Raw genomic sequence first — 16,124 nt, 5'->3', positions numbered from 1 at the left:
CCCCGTGTGCCCCCCCCCCTCCCCCTCGTGCGCCCCCGGGGGGCCCCGGGCCCGGGGGGGGGGGGGGGGGGGGGGGGGCCCCCCCCCGGCCCCCCCCCCCCCCCCGCGGCCGGAAGGCCGCCCTGGTCAGTACTCCGGCGTCAGGGCGTGGAAGGCGTGATCCAGGCACTCCGGCCGCAGGGTCCGCCACCCCTCGGCCGCCTCCACGGTCCGCACCATCGCGTCCGTCAGTTCGCGCCGGTGGCGGGCGTCGGCGTGCGAGCCGTTGCCGGGCCCGTGGACCGTGACGTAGGCGCTGCCCTCGGACGGGTCGCCGAACAGGTGGTCCCACCGGTACCCCCACACGGGCACTTCGGGGCGGTACCGATCGAATCCCGCACGCCATAGCAGGGCGTCCACCTGGCCGCCCGGGGTGTCGGCGAACTCGACGGCCGTAGCGGCGGCGCTCAGGCGTAGCGCCCGCCCGACGTGCCCCTCGCGCGCCTCCTGGCGGAAGTTCCAGCCCGCGCGGCGCAGCGCGGCCAGGGCCCGGCGGGTCGTTGCGCCGTCCACGTAGGCCGGGAGATCCCACCGCAGCGCGATCAGTTCGCCGGCGTCGTCGAACTCCTGCTGCGCCCCGCGCCCGGTCGGGATGTGCTCGGCGGCCAGGATGAGGAAGACGGTTCGCGGGCTCGGCAGTCCGGGGGCGTTCACCAGGCTCCCTCGATCGCGGAGCCGGGGAGGTAAGGTCCGCCGCCGGTGGCGTCGCCGTCCTCGGATGGGGCGCCGGGGATCGGGCGGCAGGTCTCGTCGCACCTGTGGAAGCGCTGTCGCGGCGCCTGCGCGGCCCCGCTGGTGGTCGGTTCGTCGGTCATGGCGTGTCCTCGCTCGTCTGGTTTCGAAGGGGGCTGGTCCGGGGTGGTGCCGCCACCCTGGATCAACAAGAGAACTATATCATCCCTAGGGCATGATCGGGTCGTCTTTTCGCGCCCGGGAGTGGAGAGCTGATGGTGATCGCGTCACCTGCGCTTGGTCCCTGCGGCGAGCGCTGCTCGGCGGGCGGCCCGCACGGCGGGGGGAAGGTACTCGGAGTGGAGCACGCTGACAGGCGGCTCCCCCGCCCGCGGCGGGACCAGCCGGGCGAACTTCACCAGCTCCGGCACCCGGGCCTCACGGCGCGAGACGCGCAGCGCCACCGCCGCCCCCTCGTTCGAGTAGAAGGGTTGCGCTTCCAGGTCCGGCGAGGAGGAGAGGAGTCCCCTGCCCACCATCATCAGCTCCCGGGAGAACACCCGGCCGAGCGGATCGTCCGGTCCGGGGGAGTGGCGGGGCAGCACGACGGCCGCCGCGGGATGCCACTGGTCGTGCAGTACCTGGTTCCACCGTTCCGGAAGCAGGACGGAGAGCTCCGCCGCCAGCGCCTGTGCGTCGGTGAGCTCCAGCAGCGCGCAGTCGACCACGGCGGCGACGGCCATGGCGTCCCACGGCCCCGACAGGGTGAGGCTGCCGCCCGTCGCCGCGCTGCCCAGCGTGACGCCCAGTCGGCCGTCGCACAGCCACGCGGTCGCATGGCCGTACTCGACGAACAGGCCGGGCTCGTCGGGGCGCTGCTCCGGCGCGCCGATCGTCAGGTGCGCAGCCACGTCCGCCGGTGCGGGGCGGACGTTCGGGGCGCAGGGCACGGCGGGCGCTTCGCGGACGGTCCGGGCCAGGAGCCGCGTGGCGGCGGGCAGCGCCGTGCCGGGGGAGAAGCGGGCGTTGCAGATCCGGGTGGGGCCCTGCGGCGAGGGCGCGAACACGGCGACCCGGAGGTCGCCGGCGGGGCCGTGGGGGCCGAAGCCGGCGGCGACCGCGTACCCGTCCGGCAGGTCGGTCCAGGTGCGGCGGGCGGCGGTGGTCACGTGGCGGGCCAAGGCGTCGGCGAGGGCGGGGAAGAGGGCATTGGGTTTCGGCATGGCGGAACTCCGGGCGGAAGGGCGGTTGGGGGCGGGCTGCCGGGGGCCGGGCCCGGAGGGTGCTCCGGACCCGGCCGTTGGGCGCGGTGTCTACTGCTGCCGGTAGGCCGGGATCGCCTCGCGGATCTTGTCCTCGTCGACGCAGGTGCCCAGGTGGCGGGTGATGCTGGGCGGGTTGCCGTTCCGGCCGCGCAGGTGGCTCCAGTACTTCGGCCCGGTCCAGCCGCACAGCTCGCAGCCGACGAACCAGGGGTTGTCCGAGCCGGGGAAGCCGCCGTAGGCCCGCCAGTGGTGCTCGGCCAGTCCGGCGAACGCCTTCAGAGCGCTGCCGATGTTGCGGTCGTTGCGTTCCTTGACCGCCATCCGCGGGTGCAGCAGGGGCACCGGGCCGATGGGCAGGGGCGCCTGGGCCAGGGCCTCGGTCAGGGGGATCGCGGTGATGGCTCCGGCGGCGTACTGTCCGGCGAGGAAGGCGGCGGCCATGTCCACGCCCTTGTCGCCCTTGGCGGGGCGGTGCAGGTTGCGCTCGGTCTCGCTGCCGTCGGCCCAGACGGCGGCGACCAGCCAGTTGCGGTGCCACCGGTAGGCCCAGCCGATCACCAGGGGGTTCTCGGTGCCGATGATCACGGGGTAGCGGCACTCGGCGTCCGGGTCGCCGATGCGGTAGGCCAGGGTGGTCGTGGTGGTGCTCACGGAAGACTCCTAGGTCGAGGTGGCTCTGTGGTGGTCAGCAGTGCTGGGCGGGCGGCCCGCCGGTGCGGGCCGCCCGGTGCGGTCAGTCGGTCGGGTCGCCCATCTCCGACTGGACCTCGCTGATCGCCGTTGCCTTGAGCAGCTGGTTTGCGTACCAAGCGCCCCAGTAGTGGTGGCGGCGCTGCTCCGCGGTGAGCTTGCGGGACCACTCGACGTGCGAGTCGTACATCCGCATGGCGTGCTCGATGTCGCCGTAGAACCAGGTGTGGGCCTCGGATCGGATGGCCTGCTGGATGGCGGCCGGGTACGCGGCCAGCTGCTCGTCCTCGGTCGGCGGGGTCTGGGTGTGGGACACGGTCTCTCCTGGGTGAGGTGGTGGTCCGAAGGGATGGGGCGCGGCCTTGCGGGCCGCGCCCCGGGTCCTGACTGTGGGTCAGTCCAGGTTCGGGACCGGCACCCAGACCTGGTTGCCCTCGTTGCCGGTCTCGGTGACCTGGACCTCACCGAGACCGCCCTGCGCCACCCACCGCGCCGCCTGCTCGGCCGCGTCCTCCGGGGACGTCGCGGTGAAGTCGTGGGTCCACTGCACGCCGTAGGTCTTGAGCTCGGGGTTGGGGGTCGTCTTGCTGTCCACGGTTCCTCCTGGGAATCGGAGCGGTTCGAAGGGAGTGGATCGGCCTCCCGGCCTCACCAACAAGACAACTATATCAACTCACGTCCACGTCTGCAACCGTGATGGACCACCTCCTGTCCACGTCGTCCACCTCGAACACATCGACCTCGCCTGCCCCGTGCACCGCCAGGTGCTCGTAGGCCAGCCGGGCGGCCTCCTCCGGCGACCGGGCGGGGAAGTCCAGGTTCACCTGCACCGCGTAGGTTCGGATCTCTCCCTCCGCCGTCGGGACCGCCGTCACCAGCAGGGCACCGTACTCCGCCCGCTCCACCCGCCAGTCGCCCGTGTCCACCAGCGCCTCGGCCAGTGCCTCGATCAGCTCCTCGCGCTCCGGCTCCCCCTTGCCGAACCCGTGCGTACCGACGTAAACGCCGTGGTCCCCGTGGTAGCCGAGCTCGTATCCGCCCACCTGGCTGCCGTACCGCACCCGCTCGAACCCGGCCGCCCACAGCGCCTGATCGACCTTGCCCAGGTTGCTGAACGGCGCACCCGGGCCGACGGGGTCACCGAAGCGCAGCACCGGCCGCCCGTCGGCGTCGGCCGTGACCTGGTGCACGCGCCAGCCGGCCAAGCGCAGCGCGGCCAGCGCCGAGCGCACCGCGAACTGGTCGCAGTCGGCGGGCAGGGCGATGTCGTGGTGCAGCCGGTGGCCGGCGGGCGGGTGCGCCGTGACGGTGAAGTCCTCGACCCCTTCGGCCACCGCGATGTCCTCCAGCGCCTCCCGGACCAGTGCGGTCAACACCACCTTGGTCAGGAGGTAGGTGTTGCTCGGGCCGTCCGTCCGGCAGAAACCGACCGGCATCGGGATCGTCCGGGAGTCGTACAGGACCCGCTGCTCCCCCAGCGCGTTCACCAGCGTGGCCCGCAGCGCGCCGGACTCCCTGCCCTCGTCCTCCGGGTCGGTCACGACGTCGACCCGGACCAGCGACTCGTGCGCGCCCGGGATCACGAGCTGGGCGACGACCGGCCCCACCTCAAGTTCGGGACGCAGGCCCGCCTGGTGGAGGACACCTCGGGCGGTCAGCAGCACGGGATGCGCCTCGGGGATCGCTGCGCCCGGGCCGGATGCGGTGGTTCGGGTCATGGTGGTTCCGTCCTCTCGCTGGTGGCGGCCGGACCGGCCGGGAGCGGCCGGTCCGGGAAGGGGTTCGGGGTGGCCGACGGCCGCGCTGCGCCGCTCGATCGCCCGGCGCAGCCGCGCCAGGTTCCTCTGCGCGGCCGTGGCCCGGCCGGTGCGCACGGGCGGCCAGCTCCCGCAGGCGCACAAGCCGCCCGGGCCCTCGATCTGCCACAGGGCGCCGCCGCGGGCGTCCAGCCGCAGGTACAGGTCGCGCGGCTGGCCGTCGATGGTCAGCTGGACGCCGACGGACCAGTCGTCGCCCAGGTGGACGGCGCGGGCGGGGATGCCGGAGCGGGTCAGCAAGGCGGCGAAGGTGCTGTGGGCCGCCGCGCTGCTCCGGGTCGCGGGCGGCCTCCCCAGCCCTCCAACGCGACGGCCGCGCCCGGTGCGGTCGCCGCTCACGCCCGGGCCCCGGCGCGGCGGCGCAGCAGGCGGCGCAGGTGGTGCAGACGTCCGGGCCGGACGGGCTCCTGCGGGGCGAAGCGGTCGGCCAGCAGCGCGTAGAGAGCGGCGTGGACGGGGTCCTTCTCGTCGAGCCACCCGGCGCAGGTGCCGCAGGTGACCAGGAGCTCCAGGGCGGGCGGCGCGGGCACGGCGACCAGGACGGCCCCGGCGGCCGGGCTGCGCGTGGTGACGGTGACGTGCAGCGTCCAGCGGCGGTGGCCGCAGTTGTGGCACGCGGTGGTGGCGGTGGTGTTCATGGCGGGGACGGACATGGTGATCCTCCGGTTCGGTGAGCCGCGCGGGACGGCGCGGCGGGTTTCGGGGGCGGGGCGGCGGCGCTGGTGCGGGACGCCCCGCGGAAGTGGGGTGTGGAAGCTGGTCAGGGGGTGGTGTGGGCGGTGCAGGGGCAGGGCAGGCCCGGGTCCTCGCGCTGCTTACGGACGGCCACGGGTGCGTCCGCCTTCGGGGTGACCTCGGCCGGGCCGCCGACGCTCCACGGCCTGCCGCCGTCGGCGGGGAGGGTCGGCACCACGCGGTGCAGGAGGGTGACGTGGGCGTGCCGGTGGCCCGGGGTGGCGATGCCGCCGCCACCCCGGCGTGCTGCGGCTGGCGGCCAAACCGCCCAGTGCAACAAGAGAACTATATCAGAACATAGACACGATCGCTGCCGTGTGAATCAGCCGTTCTGCCCGGAGGGTGCGAGGGCTTCCGGGTGGACGGCCGCGCGCCACGCGGCGGCCTGGCGGTCGTGGCCCGCCGCGTCCAGCGCGTGGCCCACCGCGTCGCCTCCGTCGGCGGCCAGCGCGGACGTGAGGGTGGACGGACCGCGCCCGGGACCGCCGTGCCTGGTCAGGTGCAGCGGGTGGATCAGGTGGGCCGACCGGCCGCTGTAGCTGGAGCCCCAGCCCGCGGCTTCGAACTCCCTGCCGATGATCGTCAGGGCCGCGCCCCACTCCGAGGTGGTCAGCTCCTGTGCGAACGCGGCCTGTACGCCGTCGTTGTCGAAGGCGAACGCGACCATGGTTCCGCGCCGGGTCGGCAGCTGCGCCGTGGCGGCAGCGATGAGCGGTGCGGCGTCCAGTGCGATCCGCAGGAGTTCGGTCGTCTGCTGGCTCGGGAGCGGGGTGGTCGTAGGCATGGCTGCTGTTCCTGTCTCTGGTGGGCTGGGGGGGTGGTGCAAGGGCGGGGTCGGGGCGGCGGTGTCGGCCGCCGCCCCGAAGGTGCTCGCCGATCAGCTCTCGCGCTTGTCCCGGCCGCGCTGGCCCGGGATGTGCCCCGGCGTGGCCGGCGGCTTCGCCGCGCTGCCGGAGCGGGAGTTCTCGCGGCTGCGCCGGGGGCCGGGGATCGTCGGGATGGCGCGCTCGTTGTCGTCGCGGTGCTGCATGGGATGCCTCCTGGCGCTGGTGGTTCGAAGGGGTGTCGGCTCGGCGGTGGGGTGCCACCCCCACCGCTTGCCAACAAGAGAACTATATCAGAGTGCGAGCATGATTGGGCTGGAATTCCGCGCCTCTTTCGCCATTCACCCGACCGGCCCAACCGGACGCCGTGCGACCGGGCCCCCGGTCGCACGGTGGGCCGTCACTCCGGCCCGGCCTCCTCGGCCAGCACGGCGGCGTGGTGCTGAGCCCCGAACTCCGCCGTCGGCAGACGCCAGTCGGCGGCGTCGGCCAGGCGGACCGCGGCGCAGCGGGCCGCGTGCGCTGTCGGGAACCCTCGCTTCAGCAGGCGCCCCCGGCCCCCGGTCAGCGCCACGCTGAACCGGGTCGCGGCGTCCGCTCCCGGCCAGGCGTTGCCCTCGACGCGCAGCCCGGGGTGGAGCGAGCGCCCCGACACGGCGGAATCCACCTCCTGCTCCAGCAGGACCGCGCGCAGGCACTCAAGCAGATAGGCGTCGTACGCGCTGCGCTCCGGCAGGCCGGCCAACCGGTCCACGAAACCGCGCAGCTGACGGAGCGAGCGCGGGAGCCGGGCCCGCTGCTGCGCCAGGGTCTTCTGTTCGGCAGTTAGGTCCGCTTCGGTCACGGCTGTCCGGTCCCTTCCGGTGGTGGGTGCTCGCTCTCGCCGCGGCCTCGGCGGCGGGGTGGGGCGGCGGGCCGGGTGCCCGCCGCCCATTGCCAGGTCAGCGCCGGAACTCGTCGCAGCAAAACGGCTTGTAGAGGTCGCCGTGCTCGCGCCGGGTGCAGCCGCATTCCGCGCACAGGCCGCCGACCCACGCGGCGGGGACGGCGTTGACGTACACGCGGTACGGGTCGCCCCGGAAGCCGTGGGCGTCGACCGTGATCACGCCCTGGGCGTCGGCGGCCACCGTGCGCCCGTTCTCCAGGTCACGCCGGAGCATGGCCAGTGTCGTCGTGCGGGAGTTGCCCACCGGGACGACGGTGCGCCCGTGCGCGGTGTCCGCCCAGATCTCGAACGCCTCGCCGGTGAGCGCCGTCTCCAGCTCCTCGTCGGCCAGGGCGGTCAGCGGGCCGAGCGTGGTCATCGGCCCGCCCCACCCCCAGACGCCGGGGCGCACCACCAGGGAGCCCTCGGGGCCGTCCTCGTACCGCCATGCGCTGTCGGTGGCCACCGAACCGGCGTAGACCGCGCGGTGGTAGGTCTCGCGGGCCTGGCGGTCCAGCGGCAGGGGGTGCCGGCTGACGGTCACGGCCGTCTCGTCGCCGCGCACCAGGAACCCGGTGGTGCGGCCCCGCCAGGGCTCCTCCTGGTGGAGGGAGGTCGGGCGCAGCCCGGCCTTCAGCAGGGCGGCGGTGACCATCTTGCGGGCCTGGGCGGCGGCGGTGGGCTGGTGGGTGCGCACGGTGGTGTCTCCTCGGTTCGGTATCCGGTTCGAAGGGGGCCCGGGGCGGCGGGGCCAGCCGCCGCCACGGGCAGGTGTTCGGTCAGGTGTTGGTGCGGGCCGTGCCCGGTGCGGGCACGGCCTGTCAGGTGAGCCGGTCGGCCAGGAGCACCACGGGCGTGCGCGGGTGCTCGGAGCCGTTCCCCCAGCCGTATCCGTGGCGGTCCACGTGCACGACCGACGGGTGGTTGACGGGCAGCGCGCACCAGGGGCCGGGAGCGCCGTCGGGGCGGGCCTTGCAGAAGTCGGCGGCCATCGCCTGCACCTCTTCCCAGATGTCGTCCGCGTCGTCGGGCCCGTGTTCGGCCCTCAGCCGGGTGTAGAGCTGGGGGAAGGTCTCCGCGGGGTGGTCCAGCAGCAGCATCACCAGTTCCCGGGCCTCTTGGGGCAGGGAGGCGGCCAGGTGCGGCTCAAGGGGGTCGAACAGGGCGAGGGCCATGGTCAGGCCCTCCGGGTGGGGCGTGGCGTGGAGCTGGCCGCCCAGGCCGCAGCGGAACTGATCGGCGGCGACCTTGTTGTCGAAGGGGCCGATCCGGACCGTCGGACGTCCGGGGCTGGTGAGAAGGAGGGAGAGCTGCATCGGGGCTCCAGGTCGGTGTGTGGTTCGAAGGGACCGGGGGGCGGCGGTGCCTGCCGCCGCCCCCCGCGGAGTGCGGGTGGTCAGGTGGTCGGAACGACCTCGACGATGCGGTGCACGTAGCCGTCGCCGCTCACACCCCCGTGCCACTGCCGTTCCACCAGCGCGAGGGTGTCCACCCGCGAGTGGTCCGGCCGGACGGCGTCCTGCGGATCGCCGGCCAGCGGGGGCCGCTCCCATGCCTCGCCGGGGATGATCAGGTACCTCTCGCCGCCGATCCCCCAGGCGTACCCGCGCTTGACGTCCATGTGGTTCCTCCGGTGGAAGGTGCTCCGCTGTTGCCAACAAGAGAACTATATCAGTTCATAGCCACGCTGGCAAGCGTGATCAGTCCCCTTCGACCCCGGGGCCGGGCAGTGCCCGCCGCTGCTCCACGCTGTCCGACGGCTCCCCGGTGACTACCTCGCCCGGGACGACGCGCGGCTGCCAGCCCAGCTCACGCAGAGCAGTGGCCAGCTCGCGCGGCATGACCGTCCCGGTCAGCGCCCGGCGGTCAGCGTTGAGCCGCGCCAGGAACTCCACCAGCAACTCCAACGGCACCTCGTCCGCCTTGATGGAACCGGTCGACCCGTCGAACGACAGCCGCACCGTCCCGGAGGCGAGGGCGCCGTGCTCGCTCCTTCGGGTGCCCCCGCGACCGTCGGCCACCCGGGCGTACCCCCGGTAGAACAGCCCATACCCGCTCTCGACACTGCTCGCTCCGGTGCTCAGCGCGGGCAGGACCGTGCGCAGCCGGGCGAACGCCGCCACTCGGCCCCGGGTGGCGGCCTGCTCCTGGTCGCGGTGCTCGAAAGCCTGGGCCGCCGTGTCCCGGTAGTCCGGGAGCAGGCGCCGCGCGATGTCGCGCGCGATGTCCTGGGGTGCGCGGTCACCCGCGACCGTGATCCGGTGCTTCGCCCGTCCCCGGTACTCGCTCGGCACGATGCCCTGGATCGTCAGCCGCTGGCCGGCTGCGCCCTTGCAGTGCGCCTTCTCCCGCCAGATGTGCAGTTTCCAGCCTTCCGGGTGCTCGAGTCCGACCGAGCCGTAGGCGTTGTTCTCCCGGCGGTGGGTCCAGCCGCGCCGCTCGGGGTCGAGGGCGTTCAGGGCGTCGGCGATCTGCTGGCCGAGCGCGGCGAACTCCTCGGCGAGCGCCTCCCAGCGGTGTGCAATCTCCATGTCGGTCCCTTCTTCGGTTCGAGGTGGGTGCCCCCCACGGCCCGGCCGTCGGGGCGGCCGGGCCGTGGGTCAGGGCGTGCAGTCAGAACAGCGGCTGTGCGTCGTCGAGTAGCGACGGGGTGCCGAACGGGTCGTCCCCGATGGCGAACAGGGAGACCTGCGTGGCGCGCGGCGCAGCGGTGAAAGCGTGCGCGGGGAGGGCCGTCCAGTCGGGCCGGCCGTTCTCGGCGGTGGGCTCGGTGGGTGTCGTCGCTGCCGGATCGTTCATCGGATCTTCCTGGGTGCGGTCGGGTGGAGGTGTGCGCGGCCGGGGTGGTGTGCCCCGGCCGCGGGGTTGGTCAGAACGGCGGTTCGGTCCCAGCTGCCACCTTCGCGGCCCACTCGGCGTCGGCGAGTTCCCGCGCGGCGCGGGCGAGGGCCATGCCCTCGGCGGCGCCGCGCGGGAACTCCGGGGTGCAGGGCGCGCTGCCGATCAGGCCGTCGGTGGAGGGGTGGTAGATCTCGACGCGGCCCGTTGTCGGCGTACGAGTGAAAGTGCTCAGCCACGTACGGGTGAATGTGCCCAGTTCCTGAGGTGTTGAGGGGTGGTGCCCGGCACTCTGCTGCTGTCCGGTTCGTGGACGGAGGGCAGCTGAAGTGGTCTTGGATCCGCATCGTTGGCTGGAACTCCGACGCTTCCGTGGGCTGCACGAGTCCGGCGTGATGAGTCTGTCGGAGATCTCGAAGGAGACCGGGCTCAACCGCCGCACCGTCCGCAAGTACCTTGCCGCGCAGGCTCCGATCGCACCGCCGCGCCGGGCTCCGAACGGGCAGGCCCGCAAGCGGATGGTGGACGAAGTCGCGCCGCTGATCGACGCGATGCTGCGCTCGGAGATCCTGATCAAAGGCGCGGTGGTCCACGAGCGGTTGGTCGCCGAGTACGGCTTCACCGGCAACTACCAGCGCGTGAAGCTCTACCTGCAGGAAGCGCGGCCCCGGATCGCCGAGGAGTTGGGCATCGCCCCAGGCGAACTGGCGGGACTGCACCGCCGGTTCGAGGTCGTCCCCGGCGCCCAGGCCCAGGTCGACTGGGGAGATGAGGGCAGGATCCTCGCCCACCTCGGGATCCCGAAGGTCTACTCCTTCCACATGGTGCTGTCCTACTCGCGCGACCCGTTCTGCTGCTTCACCACCAGCCAGGACCTGGCAACGTTCTTCGACTGCCACCGCCAGGCGTTCACGCACTTCGGCGGAGTGCCGATGACGATCGTCTACGACCGCACCAAGACCGTAGTCCGCCGCCACGTCGCCCCGGGCGAGGCGGTCCCACTCCATCCGGAAGCGGTGGCCTTCGCCGGGCACTACGACTTCGACATCGACGTGTTGGCCGCCTACCGCCCCCAAGGCAAGGGCCGGGTCGAGCGGCAGGTCGCCATCGTCCGTGACCACGTCCTGGCCGGCCGGGCCTTCTCCTCCATCGAGGAACTCGACGCGGCGTTCACGGCCTGGGTTCCGCTGCGGCGAGCGCGCGTCCACGGCACCCACGGCGAGGTCATCGGGCACCGCGCCGTCCGCGACCACATGGCTCTGCGGCCGTTGCCGCCGAGGCCGTACGTGATCTCCCAACGACACCTTCGGCCCGTCGGCAAGGACTGCCTGGTCGCCTTCGACGCGAACCTCTACTCGGTGCCGGCCCGAAGGATCCGACCCCGCCAGCTGATCGAGATCCGGGCCACGAAATCCCAGATCGTGCTGCACACCACAGTCCCCGACAGCCGCGGCCAGACCCTGCTCGCCGTCCACCCGAGGGCCGTTGGACGAGGCGCGCGCGTAGTGGACCCCAAGCACTGGGACGGCCTCCCCAAGGGCGACAACCGCCGCGTCACCACGGGTGATGTCCCGTCCCAGCCCCGGTATCAGGACTTCCTCGGTGACCAGGCCGGATCGCTCCAGGCCCTGCTGACACGGGCGGCGGCCACCCGCGTCGAGGTCGGGCGCCGCCCGCTTTCGGTCTATGACGAGCTGACCGGAACCCGCCCCTTCACCACCAACTCCGATACAAAGGAACCAAGTTGAGCAAGCTGACCGGCAACCGCATCCGCACCACCGCCGCCAAGCTCGGCCTGCCCCACCTGGCGGAGAGCCTCAACCAGTACGCCCAGCGCGCGGAGGAGGGCAAGCTCGGCTACCTCGACTTCCTCGACCTCGTCCTGGCCGAGGAACTCGCGGTCCGCGACGACCGGCGCTTCCGCCAGGGCCTGCGGCTGTCGAAACTGCCGCACCACAAAACGCTGGAGGACTACGACTTCTCCTTCCAGCCCGAACTCGACCCACGCAAGGTCAAGGACCTCGCCACTCTGTCCTTCATCGAGGCCAAGGCCAACGCCGCCCTGCTCGGCCCGCCCGGGGTCGGCAAGACGCACATCGCCGTCGCCCTCGCGGTCGCAGCCTGCCGGGCCGGATTCTCGATCTACTTCACCACCCTGGACGACATGGTCCGCCACCTGAAGACCGCCGAGGCCAACGGCCGACTGGCCGGCAAGCTCCGCACCTACCTGCGGCCCGGCGTCCTCGTCGTTGACGAAGTCGGCTACGAACCCCTGGAGCGCGCCGAGGCGAACCTGGTCTTCCAGGTGATCTCCAAGCGCTACGAGAAGGGCTCGATCATCCTGACCTCGAACAAGACCTTCAGCGAATGGGGCCAGGTATTCGGCGACGAAGTCCTCGCTACCGCCATCCTCGACCGGCTCCTCCACCACTGCGACGTGATCTCCATCAACGGCCCCAGCTACCGCCTCAAAAACCGCCTCGCAGCCATCGAACGCGACACCAACGCAGCCTGACCGCAGGCAGCTTTTGGCCGGCTACCGAACGGCGCAGATCTCCGGCATCGGCAGGCGCCACTCACCCAGCAGATCGACGAGCACCCGACGGGCCAGCTCCCGGGCTTCGCCCCAACCCGGATCGACCGCCATGGCCTCTCTGCTCCACCGATCCGAGTTCTCCTGACCACTCATCCCAGCGAAGATCGCATCAATCGCTCGCAGGTCAGGAAGCACCTCACGGCTGACCTCCCCGTCCTCGACAAGGCTCGCGGCCATGCGGAAGGCATGGTCGAAGTCCAGTGCGACCTCGTCTGGCAGGACACCGTGCTTCTCCACCCATGCCAGCTGAGCCGACGGATCAGCCGCCACCACGGTCAGCGACTCCACAAGCAAACGCCTTCGAAGTGAAGGATCAGGGCTCCTCATCCGAGGATCGTCGCATGCTCCGGCACCAGGCGGATACCTACTTCGCCCTCAAGCTGAGCACGTTCATCTGTACCCGACTGAGCACTTTGACGAGTACGCAGACACCCGTTCCGTAGCAGCCGGTGCACTCCGGTTCGCGCTCGTCCGCGTCGCGGTGGGTGAGTTCCATCGGGTCTCCCTGGGTTCTGGCTCGAAGGGGGTGGGCCCGGGGTGCCGCCCCGCTCCAACAAGAGAACTATATCAGCTCATGGCCACGCACGCAAGCGTGATCCGCCCCGTCACGGACCGACCGACCACCGCGCTATCCTGAAGCCTCGTTCCAGTCTCCTTGTGAGAACTGGTTCGAAGGGAGCGGCAGCGTCGAAACCTGCCGCCGATGGCGGTCCGCGCCAGCCTGCCGTCAGCTCGATGGGGGGTCCCGCCTTATGGCGGGGCGGACCGCCGTTCGTTTCCCCCGGCCCGCCCGCACCGGTCACCCCGGGACGTCGTAGACGTGCGGGACCAGGAAGCGCAGCGCGGCGGCGGCGGGACCGGCCAGCTGGCCAGGCAGACAGTTCGACTCCTCCATGGCCGCTAGCGCTTCGGCGGGCGGCATCTCCCAGAGTCCTTCCGCCCATCTCTGCTCGGAGTCGTCGGCCCACTCGGCGGTCTCCCTCAGCAGGGCGGCGAACAGGTCGCCGGCTACCTCCTCGGCCTTCTCCACGTGCCTCTCCTTTCCGGTCGGTCCGGGGGCGGGGAACCGCGTCTGCAACCCCCCGCCCCCGGCCTTGCTGTCAGCCCTGGGACTGGACGCCCCCGGTCGCCTGCTGCTCCGTCTCGGGCCCGTCCGCGACCCCGATCACCTCACCCGCCGCGCCCTCCTGGGCGGGCTGCGCCTGCGGCTCGGGCGCGGCCTCGGGCTGCGCCTCCGGCGCGGGGCTGCTCTCCCCTGCTGATCCGTCGTCGTCGCCCTGGTCGTCGGTGTCGGCCGACTCGCCACCGTCGGCCTTGTCGTCCTGCTTCGTCTTGGCCTCGTATGCGGCAATGGCCTGGCGCTCGCACTCGGCCAGGGGGTAGTCGAACGTCTCCTCCAGGAACCGCAGGTAGGTGACCATCTCCTCGGTCGGCTCCAACCACTCCTTGTCGCCCATGACGTAGTACTCGATCGCGGCGACCACCCGGGCGAACATGCGGTGCCTGCGGCGCGTCTTCGGACCGGCGGCGATCAACTCCGCGAACGGGTCCTCCGCCCGCTCCCACTGGCTGCGCCCCTCGTTCGGGTCCGGCACGCCCAGCAGGAAGGCGGCCACCTCGGTCCGGCCGGACGCCACCGACTTGAACCACCACTTCGCGTGGCCCATGACCGTTCGCTCGGTCAGCGCGTCGGCGGCCTCCGGCAGGTTCTTGCCCGCGATCGCGGCGCGCAGCACCTCCTGCCGGACGGTCCGGGCCGAGCGCCACGCGGCGGTGCCCTCGCGCTTCGCCTTCGCCTTCGCCTTCTCGGCCTCGGGGTCGACCGGGGTCTTTCCCGCCTCCTCCAGCTCCTTGGCGTACTCCTCGGTGGGCTGGTGGCCCTCGGCGTGCCAGTTGGTGCACACGTAGACCACCGCCAGCGTGTCGGGGTCGATGGTCGCGCCGTGGCTCGGGCAGACCTGGGAGTGCACCTCCGTCGTCAGGGGCTTGCCCAGCGCGGTGAGGAGGTGGGCGAGCGGCTGGGCGGTGTGGCCCAGCCACCGCCACGGGAAGTCGATCACCCGCACCCCGGCCGCGCTCAGCTCGTCCGCGACGGCCTGCCGCTTCGCCTCCTCGGCCTGCCTGTCCTTGATCGCCTGGAGCGTCTGCCGCCACTCGCCGTTCCCGGCCTTGCCCGACGCGAGATCCCGCTTCTTGGCGTCCTTGAGCTTCTGGAAGTCCCCCCACCCGCCGCCGACCTGCTGCCACTGGTCCATCTCGACCCAGTCGAAGTCAGCGTGCAGCGCGTTGACCCGGTCGGCCTCGCTGAGCTGCGCCGCGCCCTTGGCGGCCTTGAGCTGGGCTGCCGAGACGCCCAGCACCTTGGCGTGGCGGCGGCGGCGAGCCTCGGGCACGTCCATGAGGGCCAGCTGCTCGGCCACCTGCAGCTCGTCGGCCTTGGTGGCGTTCTCGCGGAACTGGTTCTCCAGCAGGGAGAGCAGCAGGGTCTCGTCGTCCGCGTCGGTCAGGTCGTGGTGGACCAGCGCGGGGACCTTCGGGAGGGTCTTGGGGTCGATCCCCTTGGCCTTGGCCTTCTCGGCGGCCTCCTGGGCGGCGAGCAGACGCCGGCGGCCCTTGAAGACGCCCCACGTGCCGTCGGCCTGCCTGCGGACGCCCACGGCCTCCTTGACGCCGACCTCGGCGACGCTGGCCTTCAGGCGCGGGGACGGGGGTGCCACCTTGCCCTGGCGGTGGTTGAACGGGTCGACGACCAGTTGGGACGAGAGGAACTCGAAGTACTCGATACCGCTGGTCTGGGTCGGCTCGGCGATCGGCTCGGCGACCTTGGTCCTGGCCATGTGTGGTCCTTCCTTGAGGGGTGCTGGTTCGAAGGGCGCAGCGTTGGCGCTGCGGGCCGGGGCGGCGGTGCCTTCCGCCGCCCCGGCGGGGTGGTTCAGTCGCGGGGGACCCACAGTCCGCGCTCCTCGCGCCGGATCTCCCAGTCGCGGCGGCCCGGCTCCTTGCCGGGGCGGAAGTCCTCGCAGCCCAGGAAGCTGCCCGGGCGGCCGTGCTCCTGCTTGGCGTCGCCGCACTCCAGGCACCGGGTGATGGCCTGGCGGAACTCGACGCACACCGCGCGGTGCTCGTCCAGACCCTCGGACAGAGCGTGGTGCGGGGTCGGGTGGCCGTCCCGGTTGGCGGGGTTGGTCCAGTCGCCCGGGTTGCGGCGCCCCTCCGCGGTGGCGACGTCGAACCGGCCGACGTACGACCACGGGCCGACCGGGGTGAACTCGGCCGGGGCGCTGGGCTCGTTGAACATGTTCTCCGGCCAGAGGGTCACCAGGCAGGCGCAGCCGGGCACGGTGTACTGCCATCCGGCCAGGTACCCGCCGTCCTCCCAGACGGTGGCGGTGAACTCCCCGAACGCGAGCGGGGCGAGAGCGGCGGCGGCTTCCGGGTGGACGGCGATCGTGCGCATCGTGTGCCTTCCTGTGGGGCTGGTCCGAAGGGGTGCCGGGCCGGAGCGCCCGCCCCGTCCCAACAAGAGAACTATATCATGCGTTGGCCATGCTGGGAAGTGGGCTTACCCCACTCCGCGCCGTTCGCTGGCCTGCCGATCGGCGCACGGCTCGGCCACCTCGTACGGCCTCACCAGCGCCCCGCGCTGCGCCCGCTCGGGGGGGGGGGGCGGGCGGGGGGGGGGGCGCGGTATATCACCACAACATAAAACAAAAAACCCCACAA

22 protein-coding genes are annotated in these 16,124 nt (G+C 72.4%); 2 read left to right on the top strand and 20 right to left on the bottom strand.

The annotated features are described in order from the left end of the window. Positions 1-126 precede the first annotated feature (126 nt). The 16 genes from AB0K51_RS33600 to AB0K51_RS33525 form a co-directional block, all read right to left on the bottom strand. Entirely contained in the window at positions 127-693 is a 567-nt protein-coding gene (locus AB0K51_RS33600; RefSeq protein ID WP_363461893.1) for a hypothetical protein, read from the bottom strand. A 305-nt stretch (positions 694-998) separates the two neighbouring features. After that, positions 999-1,934: a hypothetical protein gene (locus AB0K51_RS33595; protein WP_363461891.1), complete on the bottom strand. Its 936-nt coding sequence runs from the start codon at positions 1,932-1,934 to the stop codon at positions 999-1,001. A 90-nt stretch (positions 1,935-2,024) separates the two neighbouring features. Beyond that, positions 2,025-2,627: a hypothetical protein gene (locus tag AB0K51_RS33590; RefSeq protein ID WP_363461889.1), complete on the bottom strand. Its 603-nt coding sequence runs from the start codon at positions 2,625-2,627 to the stop codon at positions 2,025-2,027. An 82-nt stretch (positions 2,628-2,709) separates the two neighbouring features. Beyond that, positions 2,710-2,982 (bottom strand): hypothetical protein, encoded by a 273-nt coding sequence (locus AB0K51_RS33585; protein WP_363461887.1) that lies wholly within the window; start codon positions 2,980-2,982, stop codon positions 2,710-2,712. A 78-nt stretch (positions 2,983-3,060) separates the two neighbouring features. Further along, positions 3,061-3,261, bottom strand: a complete 201-nt coding sequence (locus AB0K51_RS33580; RefSeq protein ID WP_363461885.1) for a hypothetical protein — start codon at positions 3,259-3,261, stop codon at positions 3,061-3,063. A gap of 73 nt (positions 3,262-3,334) precedes the next feature. Beyond that, positions 3,335-4,723 (bottom strand): hypothetical protein, encoded by a 1,389-nt coding sequence (locus AB0K51_RS33575; RefSeq protein ID WP_363461883.1) that lies wholly within the window; start codon positions 4,721-4,723, stop codon positions 3,335-3,337. Positions 4,724-4,818: 95 nt separating this feature from the next. Then, a complete protein-coding gene (locus AB0K51_RS33570; protein WP_363461881.1) occupies positions 4,819-5,136 on the bottom strand; it encodes a hypothetical protein in 318 nt (105 codons plus the stop codon). 107 nt (positions 5,137-5,243) lie between these two features. Continuing rightward, positions 5,244-5,495 carry a hypothetical protein gene (locus tag AB0K51_RS33565; RefSeq protein ID WP_363461879.1) on the bottom strand — a complete coding sequence of 84 codons (252 nt, stop codon included), beginning with the start codon at positions 5,493-5,495 and terminating at the stop codon, positions 5,244-5,246. Between the two features lie 45 nt (positions 5,496-5,540). Beyond that, positions 5,541-6,002 carry a hypothetical protein gene (locus AB0K51_RS33560; RefSeq protein WP_363461877.1) on the bottom strand — a complete coding sequence of 154 codons (462 nt, stop codon included), beginning with the start codon at positions 6,000-6,002 and terminating at the stop codon, positions 5,541-5,543. 93 nt (positions 6,003-6,095) lie between these two features. After that, on the bottom strand, positions 6,096-6,248 hold the full coding sequence (locus AB0K51_RS33555) for a hypothetical protein (RefSeq protein ID WP_363461875.1): 153 nt from the start codon (positions 6,246-6,248) through the stop codon (positions 6,096-6,098). Positions 6,249-6,442: 194 nt separating this feature from the next. Further along, positions 6,443-6,886: a hypothetical protein gene (locus AB0K51_RS33550; protein ID WP_363461873.1), complete on the bottom strand. Its 444-nt coding sequence runs from the start codon at positions 6,884-6,886 to the stop codon at positions 6,443-6,445. Between the two features lie 97 nt (positions 6,887-6,983). Then, complete coding sequence (locus tag AB0K51_RS33545; RefSeq protein WP_363461871.1) at positions 6,984-7,664, bottom strand: hypothetical protein; 681 nt, start codon at positions 7,662-7,664, stop codon at positions 6,984-6,986. Between the two features lie 124 nt (positions 7,665-7,788). After that, the gene (locus AB0K51_RS33540; RefSeq protein WP_363461869.1) at positions 7,789-8,283 is read right to left on the bottom strand and encodes a hypothetical protein; all 495 of its coding nucleotides are present in this window, start codon (positions 8,281-8,283) and stop codon (positions 7,789-7,791) included. 80 nt (positions 8,284-8,363) lie between these two features. Then, the gene (locus AB0K51_RS33535) at positions 8,364-8,588 is read right to left on the bottom strand and encodes a hypothetical protein (RefSeq protein WP_363461867.1); all 225 of its coding nucleotides are present in this window, start codon (positions 8,586-8,588) and stop codon (positions 8,364-8,366) included. A 79-nt stretch (positions 8,589-8,667) separates the two neighbouring features. Beyond that, entirely contained in the window at positions 8,668-9,498 is an 831-nt protein-coding gene (locus AB0K51_RS33530) for a hypothetical protein (protein WP_363461865.1), read from the bottom strand. Between the two features lie 82 nt (positions 9,499-9,580). Then, positions 9,581-9,766 (bottom strand): hypothetical protein, encoded by a 186-nt coding sequence (locus tag AB0K51_RS33525; RefSeq protein WP_363461863.1) that lies wholly within the window; start codon positions 9,764-9,766, stop codon positions 9,581-9,583. A 368-nt stretch (positions 9,767-10,134) separates the two neighbouring features. Between AB0K51_RS33525 and istA the strand changes: the two genes are divergently transcribed. Next, entirely contained in the window at positions 10,135-11,553 is a 1,419-nt protein-coding gene (gene istA / locus AB0K51_RS33520; protein ID WP_363461861.1) for an IS21 family transposase, read from the top strand. After that, positions 11,550-12,320: an IS21-like element helper ATPase IstB gene (istB, locus tag AB0K51_RS33515; protein WP_363461859.1), complete on the top strand. Its 771-nt coding sequence runs from the start codon at positions 11,550-11,552 to the stop codon at positions 12,318-12,320. Before istA ends, istB begins: the two co-directional genes overlap by 4 nt. Positions 12,321-12,341: 21 nt before the next feature. Here the strand turns inward: istB and AB0K51_RS33510 are convergent, their stop codons facing one another. The 4 genes from AB0K51_RS33510 to AB0K51_RS33495 form a co-directional block, all read right to left on the bottom strand. Then, positions 12,342-12,689 (bottom strand): hypothetical protein, encoded by a 348-nt coding sequence (locus AB0K51_RS33510; protein ID WP_363461857.1) that lies wholly within the window; start codon positions 12,687-12,689, stop codon positions 12,342-12,344. A gap of 511 nt (positions 12,690-13,200) precedes the next feature. Beyond that, positions 13,201-13,431 carry a hypothetical protein gene (locus AB0K51_RS33505; RefSeq protein WP_363461855.1) on the bottom strand — a complete coding sequence of 77 codons (231 nt, stop codon included), beginning with the start codon at positions 13,429-13,431 and terminating at the stop codon, positions 13,201-13,203. 70 nt (positions 13,432-13,501) lie between these two features. Beyond that, positions 13,502-15,238 carry a ParB/RepB/Spo0J family partition protein gene (locus tag AB0K51_RS33500; protein ID WP_363461853.1) on the bottom strand — a complete coding sequence of 579 codons (1,737 nt, stop codon included), beginning with the start codon at positions 15,236-15,238 and terminating at the stop codon, positions 13,502-13,504. A 95-nt stretch (positions 15,239-15,333) separates the two neighbouring features. Beyond that, positions 15,334-15,858 carry a hypothetical protein gene (locus AB0K51_RS33495; protein ID WP_363461851.1) on the bottom strand — a complete coding sequence of 175 codons (525 nt, stop codon included), beginning with the start codon at positions 15,856-15,858 and terminating at the stop codon, positions 15,334-15,336. Positions 15,859-16,124 lie beyond the last annotated feature (266 nt).

Source organism: Kitasatospora sp. NPDC049285 (assembly GCF_040678815.1).
GTDB lineage: Bacteria > Actinomycetota > Actinomycetes > Streptomycetales > Streptomycetaceae > Kitasatospora.
Note: the sequence above shows the minus strand (reverse complement) of the source record. Positions and strands in the feature narration are given on the sequence as shown.